Source organism: Paenibacillus sp. FSL H7-0942, assembly GCF_045040715.1.
Taxonomy (GTDB): domain Bacteria; phylum Bacillota; class Bacilli; order Paenibacillales; family Paenibacillaceae; genus Paenibacillus; species Paenibacillus amylolyticus.
In genome coordinates this window covers 502,658-522,408 of record NZ_CP150279.1, presented here as the reverse complement: position 1 = coordinate 522,408, position 19,751 = coordinate 502,658, and the positions used below count along the sequence as shown (strand labels likewise).

Below are 19,751 nucleotides of genomic sequence, written 5' to 3'. Positions count from 1 at the left end.
ATAACCAGACGATATATTTATACAGGGCTACAGGAACATTGTCTATCTTTATTTTCTTCTATTATAAAAAGTGTGGTAAATTATGGCGTTCCAATGTTAGATTTTATTCTTTGCCCTTATCCTTCGGCGTATCCTCTACCATATTGAACATGCCAAGCAACCCTTGTAATTGTTCCGCCATGCTATTCAGATGTGCCGAGGATGATGCAATCTCTTCTACCGATGCCAGTTGTTCTTGCGAAGATGCCGACACGGATTCTGTATTCGCAGCCGATTCCTGGGTCACATTCGAAATATCACTCATCGCCTTGGCAACGTGGGATGCACCGCTCTCCAGTTGCTTCGTTGTTGCGGACAAGTCATCCAATGTATGAACAGCATCTTCCACCGCCTCCCGAATCTGAGCAAAGGATTGTCCTGACGTATTCACGGCCTGAATTCCTTCTCCTACCCGAGTCTGAGCCGCATTCATAGCGATTAGAGCGGCATCCATGTCCTGACGGATATTATGAACCACCTCACCAATCTGCGCTGCCGAACTTCCGGATTCTTCTGCCAGTTTACGAACCTCACCAGCTACAACTGCAAACCCACGACCCGCATCCCCCGCTCTTGCCGCTTCAATGGAAGCATTCAATGCGAGCAAGTTCGTTTGTTTGGAGATGGAAGCAATGACATCAACCATGCTACCAATCTCAACGGAACGGGCATTCAGAGATTGAACCACCGTCCCCAGCTTCTCCACCGTTTCCTGGATACTGTTCATCTGCTCCACAGCCTGTCCTGCTGCCTCATTCCCAGATGAAGCCGCTCCGGACGTATGCCGCATATTCGCCGTAATCGACTGCACACGCTCCGACATCATTCGAACATCTTCTGCCATTCGGCTCATCTGTCCCGATCCGTCTTTCACGCTGTTTACCTGCTGCTCTGCACCTTCAGCCAGTTCCTGAATGGCCAGTGTTGAATGTTCAATCGCTTTGGTAGTTTGTTCTGCACTGGCAGACAATTCTTGAGAAGAAGCAGATACCTGCTCTGTCGTTTCCTGTACGCCCAGAATCATCATCCGCAGGTTATCGACCATACGTTCAAAATACTTCGCTAGTTCTCCGACTTCATCTTTACGCCCTGTTTCCATTTTCACGGTCAAGTCACCTTTACTCACGGCTCTGGCAGATTCCTGCAGTCGTTTAATTGGACGCAGCATGGAGCGTGTAAACCATATAATAAAGAGGAGTGTAAGGAACGTAGCCGCCAGAATAACAATAAATGTGGCCATGCGAATATCCTTACTTGCATTAGTTACTTCACTCTTGAGCATCGTGCCTGCAATTTTCCAGCCTGTTGCTTCATTTGTTGAAAAAATCATCATCTTCGGCTGATCGTTGAACACGTAATCGAATTGACCTTCTGGACCTTCATACATCTCATCCAGCAAGCCACTCGTTTCCGGCGTACCTGCATCTGCTACAGGGGATACGACATAGTTTTTGTTTGCATCCATAATAATGACGTAGCCTTCTTTGCCCACCTTAATGGATGTCTGCTCTTGCAGGTCTGTCAGGTCCAGAGATAAACCGATGACACCGGATTGATCCTTTAATGTTTTGGAGATAAACACAACTGCAACACCATCGGTATTAACAGATACAGCTGATACAACAGCTGTACCTGGCTTTTCCATCGCTAGTTTGTACCACTCCCGCTCTCTAGGGTCAAAAGCATCTCCCCGTGTGCTGCTCGCTGTTGGTTTACCTCGAACCATGACTCCGTCTGTTGTTCCTACAAAAATATTCATGGCATCGGGATGCAAGCCCAGATATTGCTCCAGTTTCAACTGAAGCTCGGGACTATCGTTCTCCCCTTTGATCAGGGTCGGATCAAGAGCATCCGCGAAATAGTTAATGTCATGAATCTTGTAATTCACTTGGCTTTCTACAATGGTATTGGCAGTGCTCACACTTTGCATGGCACTATCCACTAATTGTCCTTGTACGCCATCTTCAGCCATCGTTAGTGTGATCAAGCCGACTGCCAAGCTTGGCAGGAGTAGAACAGCCAAGAAGGAGACCAATAGTTTGTTCCTTATATTCCAGACAAAACCTTTCTTTTTCTTCTTTTTATTTTGACTATGTTTTGGTTTGGTAGGTTTCGCTGCTTTCATTGGTTTATTATCCTGAGTTTCACTCATGTCTTTCTCCCCCTCAAAATGTAAAAATGCCCTCTTTCTTTGTATGTATGGATCAATCTAAAAGGCTTATCTTATATATCGGCTAAATGAGGGTATTTATTTGAGAGAAAAATGTGCAGGCACGCCAAACAAGCCACCTCTGATCAGAAGCGACTTGTACAAGGTACAGGTTACTAATTATTCCATGAATTAGATGAAGTATTAGAGTAAGGACCGCCTGGGGGTTGCGCAGAGGGTTTACCAAAATAGTAGCCCTGTGCAAGCTCAATACCTATGGAACGACAGAATTCAAACTCTTCCATTCGTTCGATCCCCTCGGCAAGGACTTGCCCTCCAAATCGACTCGACATCTCAACAATATGAAGAATTTTCTCTTGTTTGGTCGAATCCTGATCACAACGATCAATAAGACTTCGATCTATTTTGACAAAATCCGGTTCTAACCGATTCATCAACTCTATTGTCGAATATCCGGCACCCACATCATCCAGTGCAACCGACATTCCACGGGAACGATATACCTCAAAGATTTGCTGCAAGATAGGCATATGCTGAATCTGCTCTGTTTCCACGACTTCAAACACAAAATCTTTAGGGTCCAGCGAAAGGCGTTCAATCGCTTCAAACGTATGTGTCAGACAATATTCGGGATTGTATATGGAGGAAGGCAGGAAATTTACGAAGCGTTTGACACCATGCGGCAAAAAAAGGGCACTGGTCTCAATAGCAGTAATACGCGCCAATCGATCCAGAAAAGAATGTAGTCCGGTCTCACGCGCAACTTCAAATAATTCATAGGAACTGAAGGATTTTCCATTCTCAGCAGGACGAAGCAAAAACTCATATCCGATAATCTGCTCCGATGCATCAACGATGGGTTGCATATGACTGCTGAATTGATGCTCCAGAATAATGGAAACAAGCTCCGCATGTTTGAAACGGGACTCCTGCATGGTTAGACTAATCCAGCTTTCTTCATTAGCCTGTTCGTAAATAGGCATAATCTGAACGGTTAGGGAATCACGTAATGTCGGATCAATTTCGCCGATCTCTTTTATTAAATTTTGAACCGTCTCAAGATTCGAAAAATCCATCCACATCATGTCATCCGACGTCTCGATAAGTCTTCCCGGCGTTTGTAGCGCTTCCAGCAAAGCGGGGGAAATGGGACGCAAGTACAAGGTACCTTGGCCCTCTATAGGATAGATTGGACTGCAGCCACTGCAATTCATGTAGGACCCCCCTTGCCAATTTAGATTCCATGTCCATTAATGTTCACTTGTATATACCCAAAGTTTGTAAATATTATATCATGGGTCTTAAAATTAATCTCTACTGTTTTGATGACTTCCTGTATGACGGTTCTTGGAACAAATATATTCAAATTTGCAGAAAAAAAGACCGACAGTCTGATGACTGTCGGTCTCCCTCAACTTATTAAACTTTAAGAAGCGGGAATCACGATTTTCTGTCCAACTTTCAGGTTATGCACATTTGAGATTTGGTTAGCTGTCGCAAGCTTGCGCCAGTCTACACCATATTTCAAACCTATGCGGTACAAGTTATCGCCTTTTTTCACCACATATACCACTTTGCCGCCCGCTGGTTTCTCAGGCTGTGGCTTGGTCGTTGGTTTGGTTGGAGTAGTCGGCTCCGTAGGTTTAGTTGGCTTTGTAGGCGTAGGAGCAGGCTCCGTACCTGGTTTCGGAGTTGTTGTTGCTTCTCCAGTTAATTTCATGCCGTATTCAGCAAAACCATCATCATTTGTACCAATGAAAGACATCGCCGGGTTTGCTTCAACCAGATCTTTTGCATCCGGGGAAGAAGCAAACACAACTTCAAGATCGTTCAGCGCTGCTGCGGTTAACCCAGCAGATGGCTTAATTGGTGCCAGGGACCAGTTGCCGTCCGCTGCCGGATTAATCGTTTTATTCTCACGGATGTAGTCGATGATCACTTGACGGTTCTCATCCGGTGCAGCCAGAACGATACGTTTACCGTCCGGGTTAGCCAGCTTGGACGAAGAAGCACGGTAGTTATTCGTCGCTACGATGAATTTTTGCGCTGGGTCAATCGGTTTACCGTTAAAACTCAGATCCTTGATCCGGCTTGCCGATGCATTTACAACGGTTGCTTTGCCGTCATACTTGGCTGGTTGTGTCACATCAATCTGATACGTTACACCATCGATAACATCGAAGTTGTACGTTGGGAAGTCATTGTTGATCAGTTGTTGTTGTCCACCTTTAGCCGGGTCGATCTGGTTGAACTGACCTGCAGACCATTCCAGCCATTCTTTCAGTTCTGCGCCGTTAACCATTACAGCATGTACCGTATTTGGATACACGTACAGGTCAGCAACGTTTTTGATGGCAATGGTGCCTTTAGGAATATTCGTGTAATACGAAGCGCCTGAACGTCCACCGGCTTTGAACGGTGCACCTGCGGACAATACAGGGATTTTCTCATATTCCGTACCTTGCATATGTTTTTCGACATACCATTTCTGTGCATTCGTTACGATCTGAATGGATGGATCATCCTGAACCAGAGCGAAGAAGCTGTTGATGGGTGCAGTCGTTTCGCCCACCGGACCACGAACATACTCCAATGTACCTTCATGCTCTTCATGAACCGCATCAATGATGTCCTGATCAGCCTCTACCAGTGGTTTTTTGTTGGCTGTGTCATAGATTGGGCGTGCTTCCGTTTTGGAATCGACCACTTTCCATTTGCCATCCACTTGTTCTAGATCCAGATCAATAATCCCCAGGTGATCCCCCCAGAATCCTGGCTCTACAGCAGGAACGCCGTTAATGGTGCCCTTCTCCAGGTCTACCCCTTTTTTGCCGGAAAAATCAGCACTTGGGAACACTTTGTGGGCATGTCCAAACAGAATAGCATTAATGCCTTCAACTTGGCTCAGATACAGAACGGAGTTCTCCATCAGATCCGTTTGAGGAATTTCCTCAAATCCGGAGTGAGGAATAGCTACAATAATGTCGGCACCTTTGGCTTTCATTTCAGGAATGAATTTTTTCGCAGTAGCAATAATGTCTTTGGCGATGACCTTACCTTCAAGATTAGCGCTGTCCCATTGCATGATTTGTGGCGGTACAAATCCGATCACACCTACTTTGATCGTATGTTCTTTGCCAGTCTCATCCGTTACTTTTTTATCCAAAATCTCATACGGTGTGAAATAGTTCTTGTCATTTGTCTCATCATCATCACCATCGTCTACATAAACATTGGCATTAATGTAAGGGAAGTTTGCTCCCTCCAGCGTCATGTCCAGGAAGTCCAGACCATAGTTGAACTCATGGTTACCGATGTTACCTGCATCATAATCGAGCAGATTCATCGCTTTATATACAGGGTGAGTCTCACCCTTTTTCAATGGATCAATTTTGGCAGTGTAGTCTCCCAGCGGATTCCCCTGAATTAGATCCCCGTTATCAAACAGCAGGCTGTTCTTCGCTTCGTCACGGGCTTTCTTAATCAATGTTGCTGTTTTAGCGAGTCCATATTGGTCTGTCTCTTTGTCGGAATAATAATCATAGTTAACCAGATTGGTATGAATGTCTGTGGTCTCCATGATCCGCAGTTTAACTTTGGCAGCATCCGCAGCCGACACAGGTACCGGAAATACCGCAAGCACGTTTAATGCAACCAAAGCGGCAGTCAGGCTTGATAATACTTTTTTTCTCATTTTCAAAATAACCCCTCCCGGTTATGTACATTGAATCATGCATTAATGGGCAAACGAAGAGCGCAGAAAAAAGATAGATTTCATGGGTTGTGCGTACTGAAGCTCTGATGACATGCATCGGAATTTCAGGTAAGTTTATCTCACATGAACATCTATTTATGTCTGTGCTTGTCGTTTACATTCCAAATCATAACGCAATGTTCAGTCATTGAAAAGCATTATTTTTTACATTACCCGCACATACCTAGGCGAGTTTACATTATCATGCGTGAATTCGACATTTTTTTCAACATTTTAGTAGGTATTTAGTGCTTATTATCTTTAAAATACGTATATTACATGTGCCTTACATGTATATCCAATTCAGCGTTATTCATCCATACCAAAAACCGTGAAACCTTAATGGCTTTCACGGTTGGATTAAACTCTGCGCGTATTTTCGCATAAGGACGCTACTTTGCAGAGGTTATGTTCATATTCGGATTATTGTTCCCACACATGATGTTCATGATCTTTCCCTGTATATTCGATACGAGCCGGGGTGATGTCCAGAATGACATAGTTCGGATCATTAGGTCCATCGAACCACGCCTTCAGTTCATCGTTCCACACTTGCTCACGCAATCCTTCGTTCTTCGTCACTTCACAGGTTCCTTCGATCTCAACTACTTCCTTGGAACCACCAGCTTCATAACCAAGTAGCAGGCTAACATTCGGATTATTCTCCAGTTCCTCTACTTTGTGTGTACGGCGGTTCGTTGCCAGATGAATGTTCAGTCCATCGTTGAAAAGCGCCATATAGCGGGATTTCGGTTTACCATTCTCCACAGTGGAGAAGCTGCAAAAAGGGTTGTTTTCCAATGCTTTTACAATGTTTTGTTCCAATTCAGTCTGGTTCATGGGAAGTGCTCCTTTCGGTTTGGGGGGATGTTGGAAGAACTCTTGTAGGCGGCCGTTGCGGGTACGGATCGTTCTTTGGATCGCTGTTATCCCCGGATTTTTTTGATTCCCTTTTCTCAAAGGGAAAATCCGGTGATAAAGGCGAACGCTTTGCTTCCTCAGAATCGATTCCGTCCCCTCCACTACGTCTACCGTTCTTCCAATTAAGGGTGAATAATAAAAAGTACAAGAGAAGTGTAGTTGTTACTACCTCTTTGTGTTTAATGACAGCTCATTATTCTCGTATTACTATAGACAGCTTAATGCAAATGCTTTTGTAATAAGCCTGTACTTATAGTGTACCCACCTCACCTATGGTGAATCCATGAACCGATACGCTAACGTGACAAAATTGGAAAAGTTCTTTATAAAAATGTTTACATAAAAGGGTTAGCACGATATTTCTTCATGGCTAATTTAATTCAGATCTCCAAGATAGATTGAAGAAGAGCCTGATTTAAGAAGCAATTCGCCAATTGTTTTTGGATATAAACGAATGTTGGACAGCTCTTCAAGTGCAATCCATTCCACGGCGACTTGGTGGTCATCTGGATTGGAGCCTTCAAAAACGGTTGCCTCCGGATCGATCAGGCTGCACGCAAAATAAAATTCAACCTGATGGATATCTGCATCCCACTCGGCGAATTCATGATTTTTACCGATATATTCCCGGATATGTAACAGCTCTCCCACGTTCACGGCCTGACCAATCTCCTCCAGACATTCGCGCGCGACCGCATCCTTGAGTTCTTCACCTTTCTCCTGTCCTCCACCTGGGAACACATAAGCGGTACCATATTGGTCTTCCAGCCGGATGACCAGCAATTGTCCATCCTGCACAATGACAGCCTTTGCCGAGTTGCGTATGGGTTTCATTCTGTTCATTCACTCCTTGTCATTCCAAAATTTCAAAGTTCAATCCGAACAACCTGATACTACTGTTGTTCTGCTGAACATGGTTATCATCCCGTGGTATGCGAAGATAATTTAATGCCTTCCGATTCCAGCACACGACGAATCTCTTGAGCAAATGCGAGAGCGTTCGAACCGTCACCGTGGATACAGACAGTCTCTGCCTTAATGGGAACCAACGTACCATCCGTGGATACAACGACTTCGTCTTTCACCATCCGAAGCACTTGAGCAATCGCTTGTCCCGATTCTTCAATGAGGGCTCCAGCTTGGCTGCGAGGAGTTAACTTTCCGTCCGTCCCATAGGTTCGATCCGCAAACACTTCGCTCACACTACGCAGACCGATGCGATCCGCGGCATGAATCAACTCACTGCCCGCCAGACCATACAAATACAGATCAGGCTGCACTTGATAGATCGCCTCGGTGATGGCTTCAGCAAGCTTCGCATCTTCTGCGGCCATATTGTATAAGGCACCATGTGGTTTTACGTGATGCATTCGCCCTCCGCTTGCCCGGACAAAGGCATCCAGCGCACCAATCTGATACACCACCATGTCATATGCTTCCCGTGGCGTAATGTCCATACGTCTTCTGCCAAACCCTTGCAAATCCGGCAACCCGGGGTGGGCTCCAATTGCCACCTGATGCTCCAATGCCCTCTCTACCGTCAGCCGCATTGTAGCCGGGTCTCCTGCATGAAACCCGCAGGCAATATTGGCTGATGTAATCAAGGGTAGAATGGACTCATCGGATAGCGTGCGATATATACCATAACTTTCGCCCAGATCACAATTGATATCCAAGGTTTTCGAGGTATTCATTAAGCGCCCCCCATTCCTGCCATTCTCCTGCGTATCAGTTTATCGATGAGCTGCATGTTGCGTTCCTGTTTCATATACAACTGTCCGGCTTGATCATGCGTAATCTTTTTAAAAGAAATTCGGGTTCCTGGCCTAGCCTGAGCCAGGATTGGCATATCCACCCGAGCTACCTGTGCAATGACAGGATAACCCCCTATCGTCTGATGGTCTGCCATCAAAATGATGGGCTGACCATCCGGTGGCACCTGTACCGTGCCATAGGTAACGGCTTCAGACAACCGATCCAGGGGCTGATCCAGCTCCAGTCTGGAGCCTTGCAAGCGATAGCCCATCCGATCGGATTGTGGAGAGATCACGTATTTTTCGGCATAGAATTGTGCAAAACTCTCTTCGCTGAACAGCGAACTATCCTTGCTCTCCATCACACGAATAACAGATCTCCCGTAATAGTCAGGCCTTTCACGTTCAGATAAAAGCCACGCAGGCCCCAATATTCGGTAGTCCCGCTCACTCTCCTTTACCTGCTGCTCCATACGCTGCATCCAACCTTGCGCTTCGACAGAAAGTTCACCATTGGATAACAAATCCCCCACGCGCAAGGCTCGCCCATCCATACCACCAAGACCTGTCTTGAGGTCTGTACTTCGACTGCCCATCACTTCAGGCACAGCTATTCCACCCGCAATCGCCAGATATCCACGCAACCCATGACGACATGGGCCAAATTTCAGTACACTTCCAGCCCGCACCAACACAGGACGCCACAAAGGTACAGGCAGATGATCCACCGTTGCCGTCAGATCGGCTCCACATAATGAGACTAGCTGGCTCTCCTGAAATCGAAGCTCCGGTCCCGTCATCGTCATCTCCAGCACTGCCGCATGTCGGGAGTTGCCCACAAGCATATTGGCTGCTCTGGCTGCAAAGGTGTCCATGACCCCGCCAGGATGAATACCATACCGGCGATAGCCGGTTCTGCCTTCATCCTGAACGGTAGATAACAGGCCAGGGCGAATCACTTCAATACTCATCGTTCGCCCTCCTTCCGCTTCAACGCCAGATAGTCCTGCATCGTAATCTGTTCGAATCGAACCCGATCACCTGCTGCCAGCAAACTCGGTATGTTCTCATCCGGCCGAAACAACCGGAGTGGCGTTCGTCCAATACATTGCCATCCCCCGGGTGTATCCACTGGATAGATTCCCGTCTGTTTGCCACCAATACCTACTGTGCCCGCCTCAACCCGAAGCCTTGGCGTTGCCCGTCTGGGCGTAGCAATCTGTTCAGACAACCCGCCGAGATACGGAAAACCCGGTGCAAACCCAATCATATGTACGAGATAATCCCCGGATGTATGAATCGCAATAACGTCCTCTGCGGTCAGTCCATGTTCACTGGCAACGTAGTCCAGATCAGGGCCCCACTCGCCACCATAACATACGGGAATCGTGACCGTTCTGGGTTTGTCTTGTACGGATTCCTTCATTTGATTCAACTGTTGAAGTAGAATCTTGCATAACTGAGGGTAAGAGGAGATGAACGGATCATAAAATACTGTAACGGACGTGTAAGAAGGCACCCATTCGATCATGGCTGGCAAAGTGCTTTTTTCCAGCAAAGCACATACAGACATCACTCTGCGCTGCACAGCGTCAGACAATTGATCTCCACACTGGATGATAACCGCTTCCTCACCCAGCGGAGATAAGATCTCCTCCGTCCATGAATACGGCTGTTTGGTCATGCGCCATCTCCCCCTTTGTCCACAAAGTTTGCTAGCGTTTTAACGTCAGAGCATCCATCTATTAGGACTCCCTGGACGAATCCAAATGCACGCTGCAATTGTACAGTTCGCATTGCCACACATTCTCATTCTTGGCGATCCGGGTAATGGATGTGTTGGACAGCTTCACACTGATATCCAGTTCAGGCACCAGACCTCGCAGTGTATTCCGCAGAACGGCTCCGTGACTGACAACGATCACTCTTCCATCGGGGTGCTGCTGTACAATATCTTCAAGCACCGCACTGCCTCGAACAGTCCCTGCATCTGCAAGCTCCCGTCCAAGATCCAGGGTACTCCAGTCCGCTCCCCACTTGGCTAACCGTTCCTCTTCCGTTGTTCCTTCGACCTGTCCTCCGCCCATCTCGCGAAGTCTAGGGTCCAGATGAATCTCCTGAATACCCAAGCGATCACCAATGATGCGAGCCGTCTCACTTGCACGTTCCAAGTCACTTGCATAGATGGCATCCCAGGATTCTTCGGCCAGTCTCGCGGCAAGTAATACCGCCTGTTCCCTTCCTTCCTGATCCAGCGGATTATCCGTCTGTCCCTGTGAACGTTTTTCCTTATTCCACGCTGTACTTCCATGGCGAATCAATGCAATTTGAGTCATTGTTGCTCCTCACCTTTTTCTATATGAAGTTCATCTTCTGTAAAATGTTTGCGTGCCTTCGGCTTGGCAAATTTGCCGCCGTTATATTGATCTGACCCGTTTCTCGGAATCGAGAGACTGTCCCAAGCTGTTTCTTTGAGCATTTTTGCGGCAAATACAATCTGCCCGACATGATACGGATAATGTGCTAATTGCCGAATAATGGCCTCCATCATGGTATGACCTTCATTCCGAATATATATGATATGAGACAATTGTTCCGGGGTAAACGAACGAATGGCTTCGAGTAGACAATTCCAGCCTTCCTCCCATTTGGCGAGCAACTCTTCCCGGGACGAAATATCATTCACGAACTCGGCGTCCCGTTCACGCCACGGTTTCTCACCATCTGTTGTCAATACATCCGTCCAGCGGGACAGCATATTGCCCCATAGATGTTTTACGATTACCGCAATGCTGTTCGCGTCTTCATTCCAGGATTGAAACAATTGCTCGGAATCCAGTTGTGCCATGGCTTTTTCCCCGAGCTGCTTGTAATACAAGAATTGCTTCTCGGCTGTCTCCAGAAAAACCTGATTCATATCCATCCGTTAACCACCCTTCGAAAAAGTATAATGTCCCCAGATCACGTCCAAATAGAAGCGTCACATGTTATTTATTCAGGAAATGAAAACGTACCGTCTGCATTCGGTTCAAATGGAATGACTTTGCGAACCGCATCCAGATTGAGCTCTCCATAGATATGTGGATATAGTTCATTTAATTCGTAGAGATCCTCATATACCAGTTCTGGCTCTAACGCCTTCTCATCAATACTAAGTAATAATAGATCCGTGCGGCCTGCATAATATTGCCCGGCTACCCATGGAATCTGTTCCTTGGTGGAACAATGAATGAATCCGTCCGTTTCCAGGCTATCTGGTGCATACACACTCCCCTTTGACACTTGCTCCCACAACGAACGGGAAATAATACTATAGATCATGGTTCTGCCTCCTTCAATTTCTGCGATGTACCCTATGAGTCATTGGAAGTATTATAGATCATCCCGGATACGGGAGTACAATTTTTGATCCGTAAATACACCTTTGATCTTCAACTGTTTGCGTAACAAACCTTCGTACGACATACCCAGCTTCTCCATTACGCGTGCAGAGCCTATGTTGCCTGCATTACATTTCCCCTCCAACCGATTGCAGTCCAGTTCCCGAAAGCAATAATCCACGATGGGTTGCATCGCTTCTGCTGCGAGCCCCTTACCCCATTGACTGCTGGCTATCGCGTACCCTAGTTCACCACTCTGCATGGGTTCGTTAAGATGAAAAATGCCACCCCTCCCGATCAGGGTCCCTGTTTCCTTCAAAACAAAAGCCCAGATATGTACCGTTTTCCGTTCATAATTATCCAGTACCCGCTGAATATATTGAATTGAATCCTCCACCGTCTCATGGTAGTTCCACAAGCTTTGCTGACTCACTCGCGGATCAGAGGCAAACGCATAATATTCATCAAGATCATCCATCGTAAGCCGCCTCAGCTTTAACCGCTGTGTTTCGAATTCGGGCAATTCGGCAAAAAGTTTTTCTACATTCATTCAGCACACCTCCATGATTCACTTGAGTTCATGATCCAGCCATCTTATTTCTCAGGAAATAACGATCTATCATAACCATGCACAGAATACCGACCGTATATCGAATCAGATCAATTACCAGAAACCCATGTCCCAGTATAAGCGCACCTAATACGGTAGAGCGTATCTCAATCAGCCAAGGCGTCTGGATCAACTGCGAGAACTCAATCATCCAGCTGAATACACAGCTCAAACACATCGCCCATACCAAGCTGCGATGAGGCCACACCATGCGTACTCCGAAATAAATCATGCCCGCCCAACATGCATCCCCGAAATGTTCATGCACCCAACCCGGCAATCGTTCACCGAAGTGTCTGGATGCGAGTCCTGCCGCCATGGTCATCATGACTGCGAAGAAATAGATCAGCCTGTCTCTGATAAGTACGCTTTTCAATCAATCACACGCCTTCATCAAGCACTTGTAAAATAAATTGCGTTTTGGCAGCGGTATACGATTCCCTATCTTCCTTGTTCTCATCAGCAAGCTTCGTTTTCAGGACGGCGTACGCTTCCACCAGATCTGGGCGTTTTCTCAGCACATCCCGAAACCGAATTTGACGATCCCAGCGTTCTTCTCCCGGGCGCATTAGATGAAGGTGTACAGCTCTCTTGCCATCCTTAACCCTGACCCAGAATCGTCTGTACTCCCGTCCATCCAGTTCAGGCGGAACGTAGTTCCAGCCCAACGGATTCAGCTGATCCGCAATCAGATCCATGTCGTCCCATGACTGTACCTCTGCCATCAGATCAATAATAGGTTTGGCGGGTAACCCTGGAATGGACGTGCTTCCGATATGTTCGAATTGATGGATATTAAACTGCTGTAGAAGACGTTTGAGTTGTCCGATTTCTTCCTGAGCCTGCGCATCCCAATTGGGGTTGGCCGGAGCAATCTCTACCGCCTCTGTCGCCCAGTCAGGCCAGTTTTCCGGTTGCAATGGATCTGTCATTCAGGTATCTCCTCTTCACCAAGACATTTTAAATGGTAACCTTCTCTGTATTTTTCATAGGTGCGTTGCTTCATGCGCTTAATCGTAGTACTCCGTTGAAATGTAAGTATGGAACTTAGGGATAAAAGAAGATATTTCAGGTAAGCCAGATCACTAGAGTTAGAGTCTGAGCTTATAATCGAAGCTTTCATATTCATCCCATCCAATCCCCTTATATAGTTGTTGAAGCAGAAGGCATTTCAGATACATATTTCTATATATCCAAAAAAGGAGCGTATGTCTACGCCCCTTGGTTGTCTGTTACCTTGATGATATTGATGATTTTAACGATGTCATGTACTGAAACCAATTTTTGGATCATGCAAGATGCTTTATTATATGAAGATTTATTTTACCGTAACGGGGATCGTCACTTTTTTGTTGCCCCACTTGGCCGTGATGGACGTTTTACCTTTGCCTACAGCCACGATCTTGCCATTTGTCACTGTCGCTACGCCCGGCTTTGTGCTGCTCCACACCGCGCTGTTCGTCACAACAGTGGTTTTACCCGTATCATACTGAGCCATCACACTCAGCGTTGTACTTCCCTGTGGGGACAAAACCAGTTTTTTCTGGCCTGTAATCAGCTTTTTGAGCAATGGTACAACGGTAACCTCTGCCTTTATTGTCTGATTTTGATAAGTTCCTGTCAAGGTGGCTTGTCCCTCGGTCAGCGTCTTAACGGTTCCATTTTTCACGATAGCTACATTTGTATTGGAAGAGGTCCATACGATTTGTTTTGAAAGGTTAATGGTTTTACCATTCGCGTAGGTGCCGATGACCTTCAACGCCTTGGACTTCTTGATGTTCAGCTGCATTGTGGCAGGAGTGACCTCAACTTTGGTAATCTCGTCCGTCACAGCAACGGGAACTTTCACAATCGTTGTTCCGTACTTGCCTTGTAGCAATACTCTGCCAGGTGTAACGCCTTTGATTTTACCGTTTTCCAGCACAGCCGAAGAAGTGGATACGGACCACACAATCTCAGACGTCACATCCTCTTCCTTTCCATTCGCACGGGTAATGCTTACTTTCGGAAGGGTGCTTTCACTGCCTTTAACAAAACTGTAGGATTTCGGTGAAGCTTTGATGCTTTTGATCTTCTCCTGCACTTGGACAACCAACTGGGCTTTAGACCCGTCTACTTCTGCAAAAATGGTTGCTTCACCTGCGGCCACAGCCTTGACTTTGCCTTTCACCATCGTCGCGACTGCTGCATTACTGGTGGACCAAGTCACGCCTTCGGTAACATCCTGCTTGTTATCAAAACCTTCTACCGTTGCCATCACCTGAAGCGCAGCTGTTTCGGAAACACTCATCTTCTGCGGGCTGCTATTGGTTATTTCAATCGATTTCACGTCACCAGTAGCCGCCAAGGCCAACGAAGGGACCAGTATTGTTAATGCCATAATTAGAGCAAGTGTGCCTCGAAGCGCCAGTTTGATTCTATTCATTTTTAATTTCCAACTCCCATAATCCAATATTTTACTTCTATTATATTATATCGGATACGAATTGCATAAAGTTGAATGTCGTAAGTGAGAGTCTTGGAACAATTCATGAGATCAGCGTGTAATCGTTATAAAAACCTTTGAATCTAGCCCAACATAGTAGGAAATTGGTTTATGTAAATACTATTTCAGTTGAAAAAGGGATGTCCATCGTCACATGCAACATGACGTGTGGAACATCCCCTTTTTGAATTACTAAAGCGTTACCTAACCTCTCTACTTCACTTCGTCCTGCTCTGGCAAAATCAAGCTCTCGGCCCCGCCCATATAGGGCCGCAGGGCTGCCGGAATGTGAATGCTTCCATCCTCCTGCTGATGATTCTCAAGCAAAGGAATCAGGATACGCGGCGATGCCACCGCCGTATTATTCAAGGTGTGACAGTAGACCAACTTGCCTTCGGCATCGAGGCAACGAATATTCGAACGGCGCGCCTGAAAATCATGCAGATTCGACGACGAATGCGTTTCTCCATATGCACCGCGGCTTGGCATCCAGGTCTCGATGTCATACTGTTTGTACGTTTTCTGCGACATATCTCCGGTACATACAGCGACAACACGATACGGCAGTTCCAGTAATTGCAGCAATTCTTCGGCGTGTCCTGTAATCTCTTGCAACATGCGCTCCGATTCTTCCGCATCAGGAGCACAGAGAATAACCTGCTCAACTTTGGCAAATTGGTGCACACGGTATAATCCGCGTACATCCCGTCCGCCGGAGCCAACTTCACTGCGGAAACACGTCGATACCGCAGCCAGCTTCACAGGCTCTTGAACATCAACAATCTCATCCGCATAATACGAGACCAGCGGCACTTCAGAAGTTCCCACCAGCCACTTGTTCTCCCCTTCGAGTTCATAGACCTGATCTCGACCGGTTGGGAAGAATCCGGTGTTCACCAGTGCATCCTCCCTGACCATCAGCGGAACCTCCATCGGTGTGAAGCCGTGCTTCAGAAGCAAATCAAGCGCAAGTTGCTGTACTGCTCGATGTAATAACAGGCCAGCGCCTTTTAATACATAGCTTCGCGTACCGCCAATCTTAACTCCACGGGGAATATCGATGAGATCATGCAACTCCCCAAGTTCCACGTGATCTTTGATGTTATACTCGAACGTTGGCACCTCTCCCACACGTCGCAGCTCTACATTGTCTGCGTCCGACGAGCCATTGGGGGTATCCGGGGATACGATATTGGGTACCAGCCATTGCAGCTTGGTTACTTCCTCCTGCACAGGGGCGAGCCTCGCTTCCACCTGTTCCAACTGTTCATTGATCTGTTTCACCTGAGCCCGCAAACCCTCGGCCTGTTCCCGATTCCCGGCTTGCATGAGTCTGCCAATATCAGCAGATAACGTATTGCGCAACCTGCGACCTTCTTCCGATTCCTGCAAAAGTGCCCTGCGTTCCTCATCCCGCTCTAACAATGTGCGAATGTTGATCTTGATTTTTTTCCCGTCTGCTGCGGCCTGAACCTCTTCTGCATGTGCACGAATCCACTTCATTTCTAACATGGTCACCGTCTCCTTTGGCTGTAAAAATACAAAGAGCGCCCTCATCCCTTGGGACGAGGAGCGCTCTGCTCGCGGTGCCACCCAACTTGCTGAATCAGGATATCCTGCTTCCAGCCTCTTGGTCCGCGATAACGGGCGGTTCCGGTTAACTTGGGGAAATATCGCTCCCCTGGCGAAAACGCCTCCGAGTTGGATGCTCTTCAACGGCATGGTCCGATCTGTAATTGTTGGTCTCAGTATATACGAACGCCGGACCAGATTGCAACCTTCTGTATCGATCAGGAATTCATGGCACAACTTAACATGTCCTGTTATGATAGACTTTGTCTTCAAGATTGCGCTTTATTGTGATCCTCAATTTATGTATATAAGTAGAAGGAGTTCTTTATGAAAAAATTACTTTGGATCGGATGTCTGTCTTATTTCCTGATTGGACTTGCCCACGTTGTGCTCGGTTCCATTCTACCGGTTGCACTTGAACATTACGGCAAAGATTATAGCCAAGGCGGAACGCTGATCTTTGCTCAATTTGCCGGATTCCTCGGTGGTGTATTGTTATCCCCTTGGCTGAACAGACGCTTTGGTAAACGGGGAGGCCTGTTAATCGCCACAGCACTACTCTGTATTGCAGAATTATCCTATATGCTGTTGCCACCATGGGGCTGGATGTTCGTCATTGCACCCGCTGCCGGCTTTGGATTCGGAATGGTTGAAGCTGTTATTGGCACCATTATCATCGCTGCAATCAAAAACAATACAGCCGTTGCCATGAGTCGACTGGAAGTGTTATTCGGGATCGGAGCGATGGTCATGCCGCTCATTGCCAGCGGTCTGATTGCTGCTGGATACTGGCGCCTGTCATTTCTCGTTGTTGCCATCTGCGCAGCGCTGACCTTTATATTCTGGGCGAAGGGATCATTCGGTGAACTCGATAAGTTTCTAGAGCGACAGAGTTCAAATAAAGGTTCAGTACATGCCCACAGTGCTGGGACATCGGATGAGATGCATCCCGCATCTGCAAGTACATCCAGTCCAACCTATCGTGGCCGTAACAGGACTCTTCTGGTATTATTCGTCCTGTTCTTCTTCCTCTATGTTGGCACAGAGATGAGTCTTGCGAACTTCATGCCGGCGATCCTGATTGAGAAAATGAACATGAAGGAAGCCGGAGCAGCCCTTAGTGTCACCTGTTTCTGGATTGCCATGTCCGTGGGACGGCTCTTCGCCGGTTATATCGCAGAGAAATTCCAATACCGCGTCTATGTCCTGTACAGTTGTCTTGCGTCTGTTCTCTTGTTAATGGTATTTCCATTTACAAACCAAATATGGTCTGCATTTCTCATCATCTTACTGCTTGGACTTGCGATGTCAGGGATATTCTCCATTGCCCTTGTCTTCGCCAGTAAACTGCTGCCCGGAACAGAAGAATCCACACCCAGCATTTTGATTGCCTCAGGTGGGGTTGGTGGTGCTATTCTGCCTTTGACTACGGGATGGAGTCTTGATCATCTCGCGGTTAATCAGTCTGCATGGATGCTTGCGATCTTTGCAGTTGGCCTGCTTGTCATTAGCGTAATCACGTATCAATGGCAGAACAAACATATAGTGAATTCTGCGACTTAACAGTTCTGTGTTGGTCTAGTCCTGAGGATTAGAAATACCTATTATAGAGATTGAGATGTCCACCGCCATGACCTGACGGTGGACATTTTGTTGTAGCGTTATTCTGTGCTAACGAACCTAGCACAGGTTATCCCCCTCCATTTCCGCATGCTTGAAATCTAACGAATCCTAGAGACGTTATTATAGATAATTAGCTTCAATTAAATGTCTCGTTGGAGGTTTTTTGCATAATAACACCGCTGAGATTCGTTAGGTTTTCATTCCCTTAGAAACTGGCCCAATAAGGTGTCCTCGATTCGTTAGCGCTGTAATATGGCGGCAGTGCCCTATCTTTGCCTCTCTCATCACCTTTCATTAAAGGTGAGAATAATATCTATTCATTTGCACAAGATTGCCCAGGAAATACTTATGGTCAACCAAATCACACACTTTTATTAACGACAGGCAATACAGGCCCGTTATCCTTGATGAATTTACCGAATACATATCGGACGAGTGGTCCCAGAACGATCAACTGATATGGAAGCGCAAGGCTGAAGTTACGAGCAATGGTATGGAGATACGTACGGAGTACGGATGACCCACTTAATTGATCAGCGAGATAAGCCGAGATCATTCCATACAAGGACATGATCAGAACCATGCCAATCACCATGAAAAATGACATGACGAGCACACCCAAAATCTTGTTGGACTTGTCAAAGGGCAAGGAGAATGCAATCTTTCTCGCCACAGGACCAACAATGAAAGACTCCACCAGAAACGCAATGACAAAACATAATATGAATTGAAGCAGTATCTCAAGCGGGGACACCTTGCCCAGTAACCCACTGTGCCAAAGATTGAAGAACATCATGACCAAGACCATTCCTATGCACATCATTAATCCGAAAATAATTTGTTCCTTCTTGCTTGTTGGCAATTCTCTCATCCTCTCTGTTTACCTTCGTAATTATAGAGATGAGGAAACCCTCCGCATAAGTGAACATTCTGTGAACAATTATGATTTTTCCAATTTAAAATTGGATTTGACAACCATGTAGTACAGCTCTATGATATCCCTTAAAATGGTAGAAATATTCACTACATAAGGAGGTTTTTGATTGTGAGTTTTCAAAAGCGCATTGACCACGTCGGCATTGCCGTTCGTGATCTGGAGACCACGCTGCGTTTCTACACGGAGATCGTTGGTCTTGAATTGAAAGACCGGGTGACCCATACCAACGGTATCATTCAGCTCGCCTTCCTTGGCTTCAATGGAAGTAATGAGACTGAGATTGAGTTAATTCAAGGATACAGCGACAAGCTGCCTTCCGAAGGTACGGTGCACCATTTTGCCATCCACGTGGATGACCTCGATTCTGAGTACAAACGCATCCAAGCCACCGAAGCCGAATTTATCGATGGAGAGATTATTACATTGCCTAACGGTTACCGCTATTTCTTCATCTATGGACCTGAAAAGGAATGGATTGAGTTCTTCCAGCGCTAAGAATTGGAGCT

19 protein-coding genes are annotated in these 19,751 nt (G+C 46.6%); 2 read left to right on the top strand and 17 right to left on the bottom strand.

All coding sequences use genetic code 11. From position 1 onward, the window contains the following. Positions 1-103: 103 nt before the first annotated feature. The 16 genes from MHI48_RS02475 to serS form a co-directional block, all read right to left on the bottom strand. A complete protein-coding gene (locus MHI48_RS02475; RefSeq protein ID WP_405142887.1) occupies positions 104-2,191 on the bottom strand; it encodes a methyl-accepting chemotaxis protein in 2,088 nt (695 codons plus the stop codon). Positions 2,192-2,364: 173 nt separating this feature from the next. Beyond that, positions 2,365-3,423 carry an EAL domain-containing protein gene (locus MHI48_RS02470; protein WP_076253863.1) on the bottom strand — a complete coding sequence of 353 codons (1,059 nt, stop codon included), beginning with the start codon at positions 3,421-3,423 and terminating at the stop codon, positions 2,365-2,367. A gap of 212 nt (positions 3,424-3,635) precedes the next feature. Further along, positions 3,636-5,909: a bifunctional 2',3'-cyclic-nucleotide 2'-phosphodiesterase/3'-nucleotidase gene (locus tag MHI48_RS02465; RefSeq protein ID WP_127547838.1), complete on the bottom strand. Its 2,274-nt coding sequence runs from the start codon at positions 5,907-5,909 to the stop codon at positions 3,636-3,638. Between the two features lie 477 nt (positions 5,910-6,386). Further along, the gene (locus MHI48_RS02460; RefSeq protein WP_017690978.1) at positions 6,387-6,803 is read right to left on the bottom strand and encodes a pyridoxamine 5'-phosphate oxidase family protein; all 417 of its coding nucleotides are present in this window, start codon (positions 6,801-6,803) and stop codon (positions 6,387-6,389) included. A gap of 456 nt (positions 6,804-7,259) precedes the next feature. After that, a complete protein-coding gene (locus tag MHI48_RS02455) occupies positions 7,260-7,718 on the bottom strand; it encodes an NUDIX domain-containing protein (RefSeq protein WP_405142884.1) in 459 nt (152 codons plus the stop codon). Positions 7,719-7,804: 86 nt separating this feature from the next. After that, positions 7,805-8,578: a LamB/YcsF family protein gene (locus MHI48_RS02450; protein WP_405142882.1), complete on the bottom strand. Its 774-nt coding sequence runs from the start codon at positions 8,576-8,578 to the stop codon at positions 7,805-7,807. Beyond that, complete coding sequence (locus tag MHI48_RS02445) at positions 8,578-9,609, bottom strand: biotin-dependent carboxyltransferase family protein (protein WP_340027783.1); 1,032 nt, start codon at positions 9,607-9,609, stop codon at positions 8,578-8,580. Before MHI48_RS02445 ends, MHI48_RS02450 begins: the two co-directional genes overlap by 1 nt. Further along, a complete protein-coding gene (gene pxpB, locus MHI48_RS02440) occupies positions 9,606-10,322 on the bottom strand; it encodes a 5-oxoprolinase subunit PxpB (RefSeq protein WP_405142880.1) in 717 nt (238 codons plus the stop codon). Before pxpB ends, MHI48_RS02445 begins: the two co-directional genes overlap by 4 nt. Before the next feature lie 61 nt (positions 10,323-10,383). Next, positions 10,384-10,974, bottom strand: a complete 591-nt coding sequence (locus MHI48_RS02435) for a histidine phosphatase family protein (protein WP_405142878.1) — start codon at positions 10,972-10,974, stop codon at positions 10,384-10,386. Next, a complete protein-coding gene (locus MHI48_RS02430) occupies positions 10,971-11,561 on the bottom strand; it encodes a DUF1572 family protein (RefSeq protein WP_405142876.1) in 591 nt (196 codons plus the stop codon). Before MHI48_RS02430 ends, MHI48_RS02435 begins: the two co-directional genes overlap by 4 nt. A 68-nt stretch (positions 11,562-11,629) precedes the next feature. Beyond that, positions 11,630-11,959 (bottom strand): DUF952 domain-containing protein, encoded by a 330-nt coding sequence (locus MHI48_RS02425; RefSeq protein ID WP_036616752.1) that lies wholly within the window; start codon positions 11,957-11,959, stop codon positions 11,630-11,632. A gap of 51 nt (positions 11,960-12,010) precedes the next feature. Continuing rightward, complete coding sequence (locus MHI48_RS02420; RefSeq protein ID WP_340027788.1) at positions 12,011-12,568, bottom strand: GNAT family N-acetyltransferase; 558 nt, start codon at positions 12,566-12,568, stop codon at positions 12,011-12,013. 28 nt (positions 12,569-12,596) lie between these two features. Then, positions 12,597-13,004: a DUF2809 domain-containing protein gene (locus MHI48_RS02415; protein WP_211085635.1), complete on the bottom strand. Its 408-nt coding sequence runs from the start codon at positions 13,002-13,004 to the stop codon at positions 12,597-12,599. A 4-nt stretch (positions 13,005-13,008) separates the two neighbouring features. Continuing rightward, positions 13,009-13,560 (bottom strand): GrpB family protein, encoded by a 552-nt coding sequence (locus MHI48_RS02410; protein WP_036616743.1) that lies wholly within the window; start codon positions 13,558-13,560, stop codon positions 13,009-13,011. Between the two features lie 386 nt (positions 13,561-13,946). Continuing rightward, entirely contained in the window at positions 13,947-15,053 is a 1,107-nt protein-coding gene (locus tag MHI48_RS02405; protein WP_036616739.1) for an Ig-like domain-containing protein, read from the bottom strand. A 273-nt stretch (positions 15,054-15,326) separates the two neighbouring features. Next, a complete protein-coding gene (gene serS, locus MHI48_RS02400; RefSeq protein ID WP_036673175.1) occupies positions 15,327-16,625 on the bottom strand; it encodes a serine--tRNA ligase in 1,299 nt (432 codons plus the stop codon). Positions 16,626-17,012: 387 nt separating this feature from the next. On the opposite strand from serS, the gene MHI48_RS02395 reads away from it, so the two are divergent. Next, complete coding sequence (locus MHI48_RS02395) at positions 17,013-18,248, top strand: sugar MFS transporter (RefSeq protein ID WP_036616734.1); 1,236 nt, start codon at positions 17,013-17,015, stop codon at positions 18,246-18,248. A gap of 421 nt (positions 18,249-18,669) precedes the next feature. Here the strand turns inward: MHI48_RS02395 and MHI48_RS02390 are convergent, their stop codons facing one another. Next, entirely contained in the window at positions 18,670-19,179 is a 510-nt protein-coding gene (locus MHI48_RS02390; protein ID WP_342744304.1) for a hypothetical protein, read from the bottom strand. A gap of 174 nt (positions 19,180-19,353) precedes the next feature. Here MHI48_RS02390 and MHI48_RS02385 point away from each other — a divergent pair, with 174 nt between their 5' ends. Then, positions 19,354-19,740, top strand: coding sequence for a VOC family protein (locus MHI48_RS02385; protein ID WP_076329743.1), 387 nt, complete (start codon positions 19,354-19,356; stop codon positions 19,738-19,740). Positions 19,741-19,751: the final 11 nt, after the last annotated feature.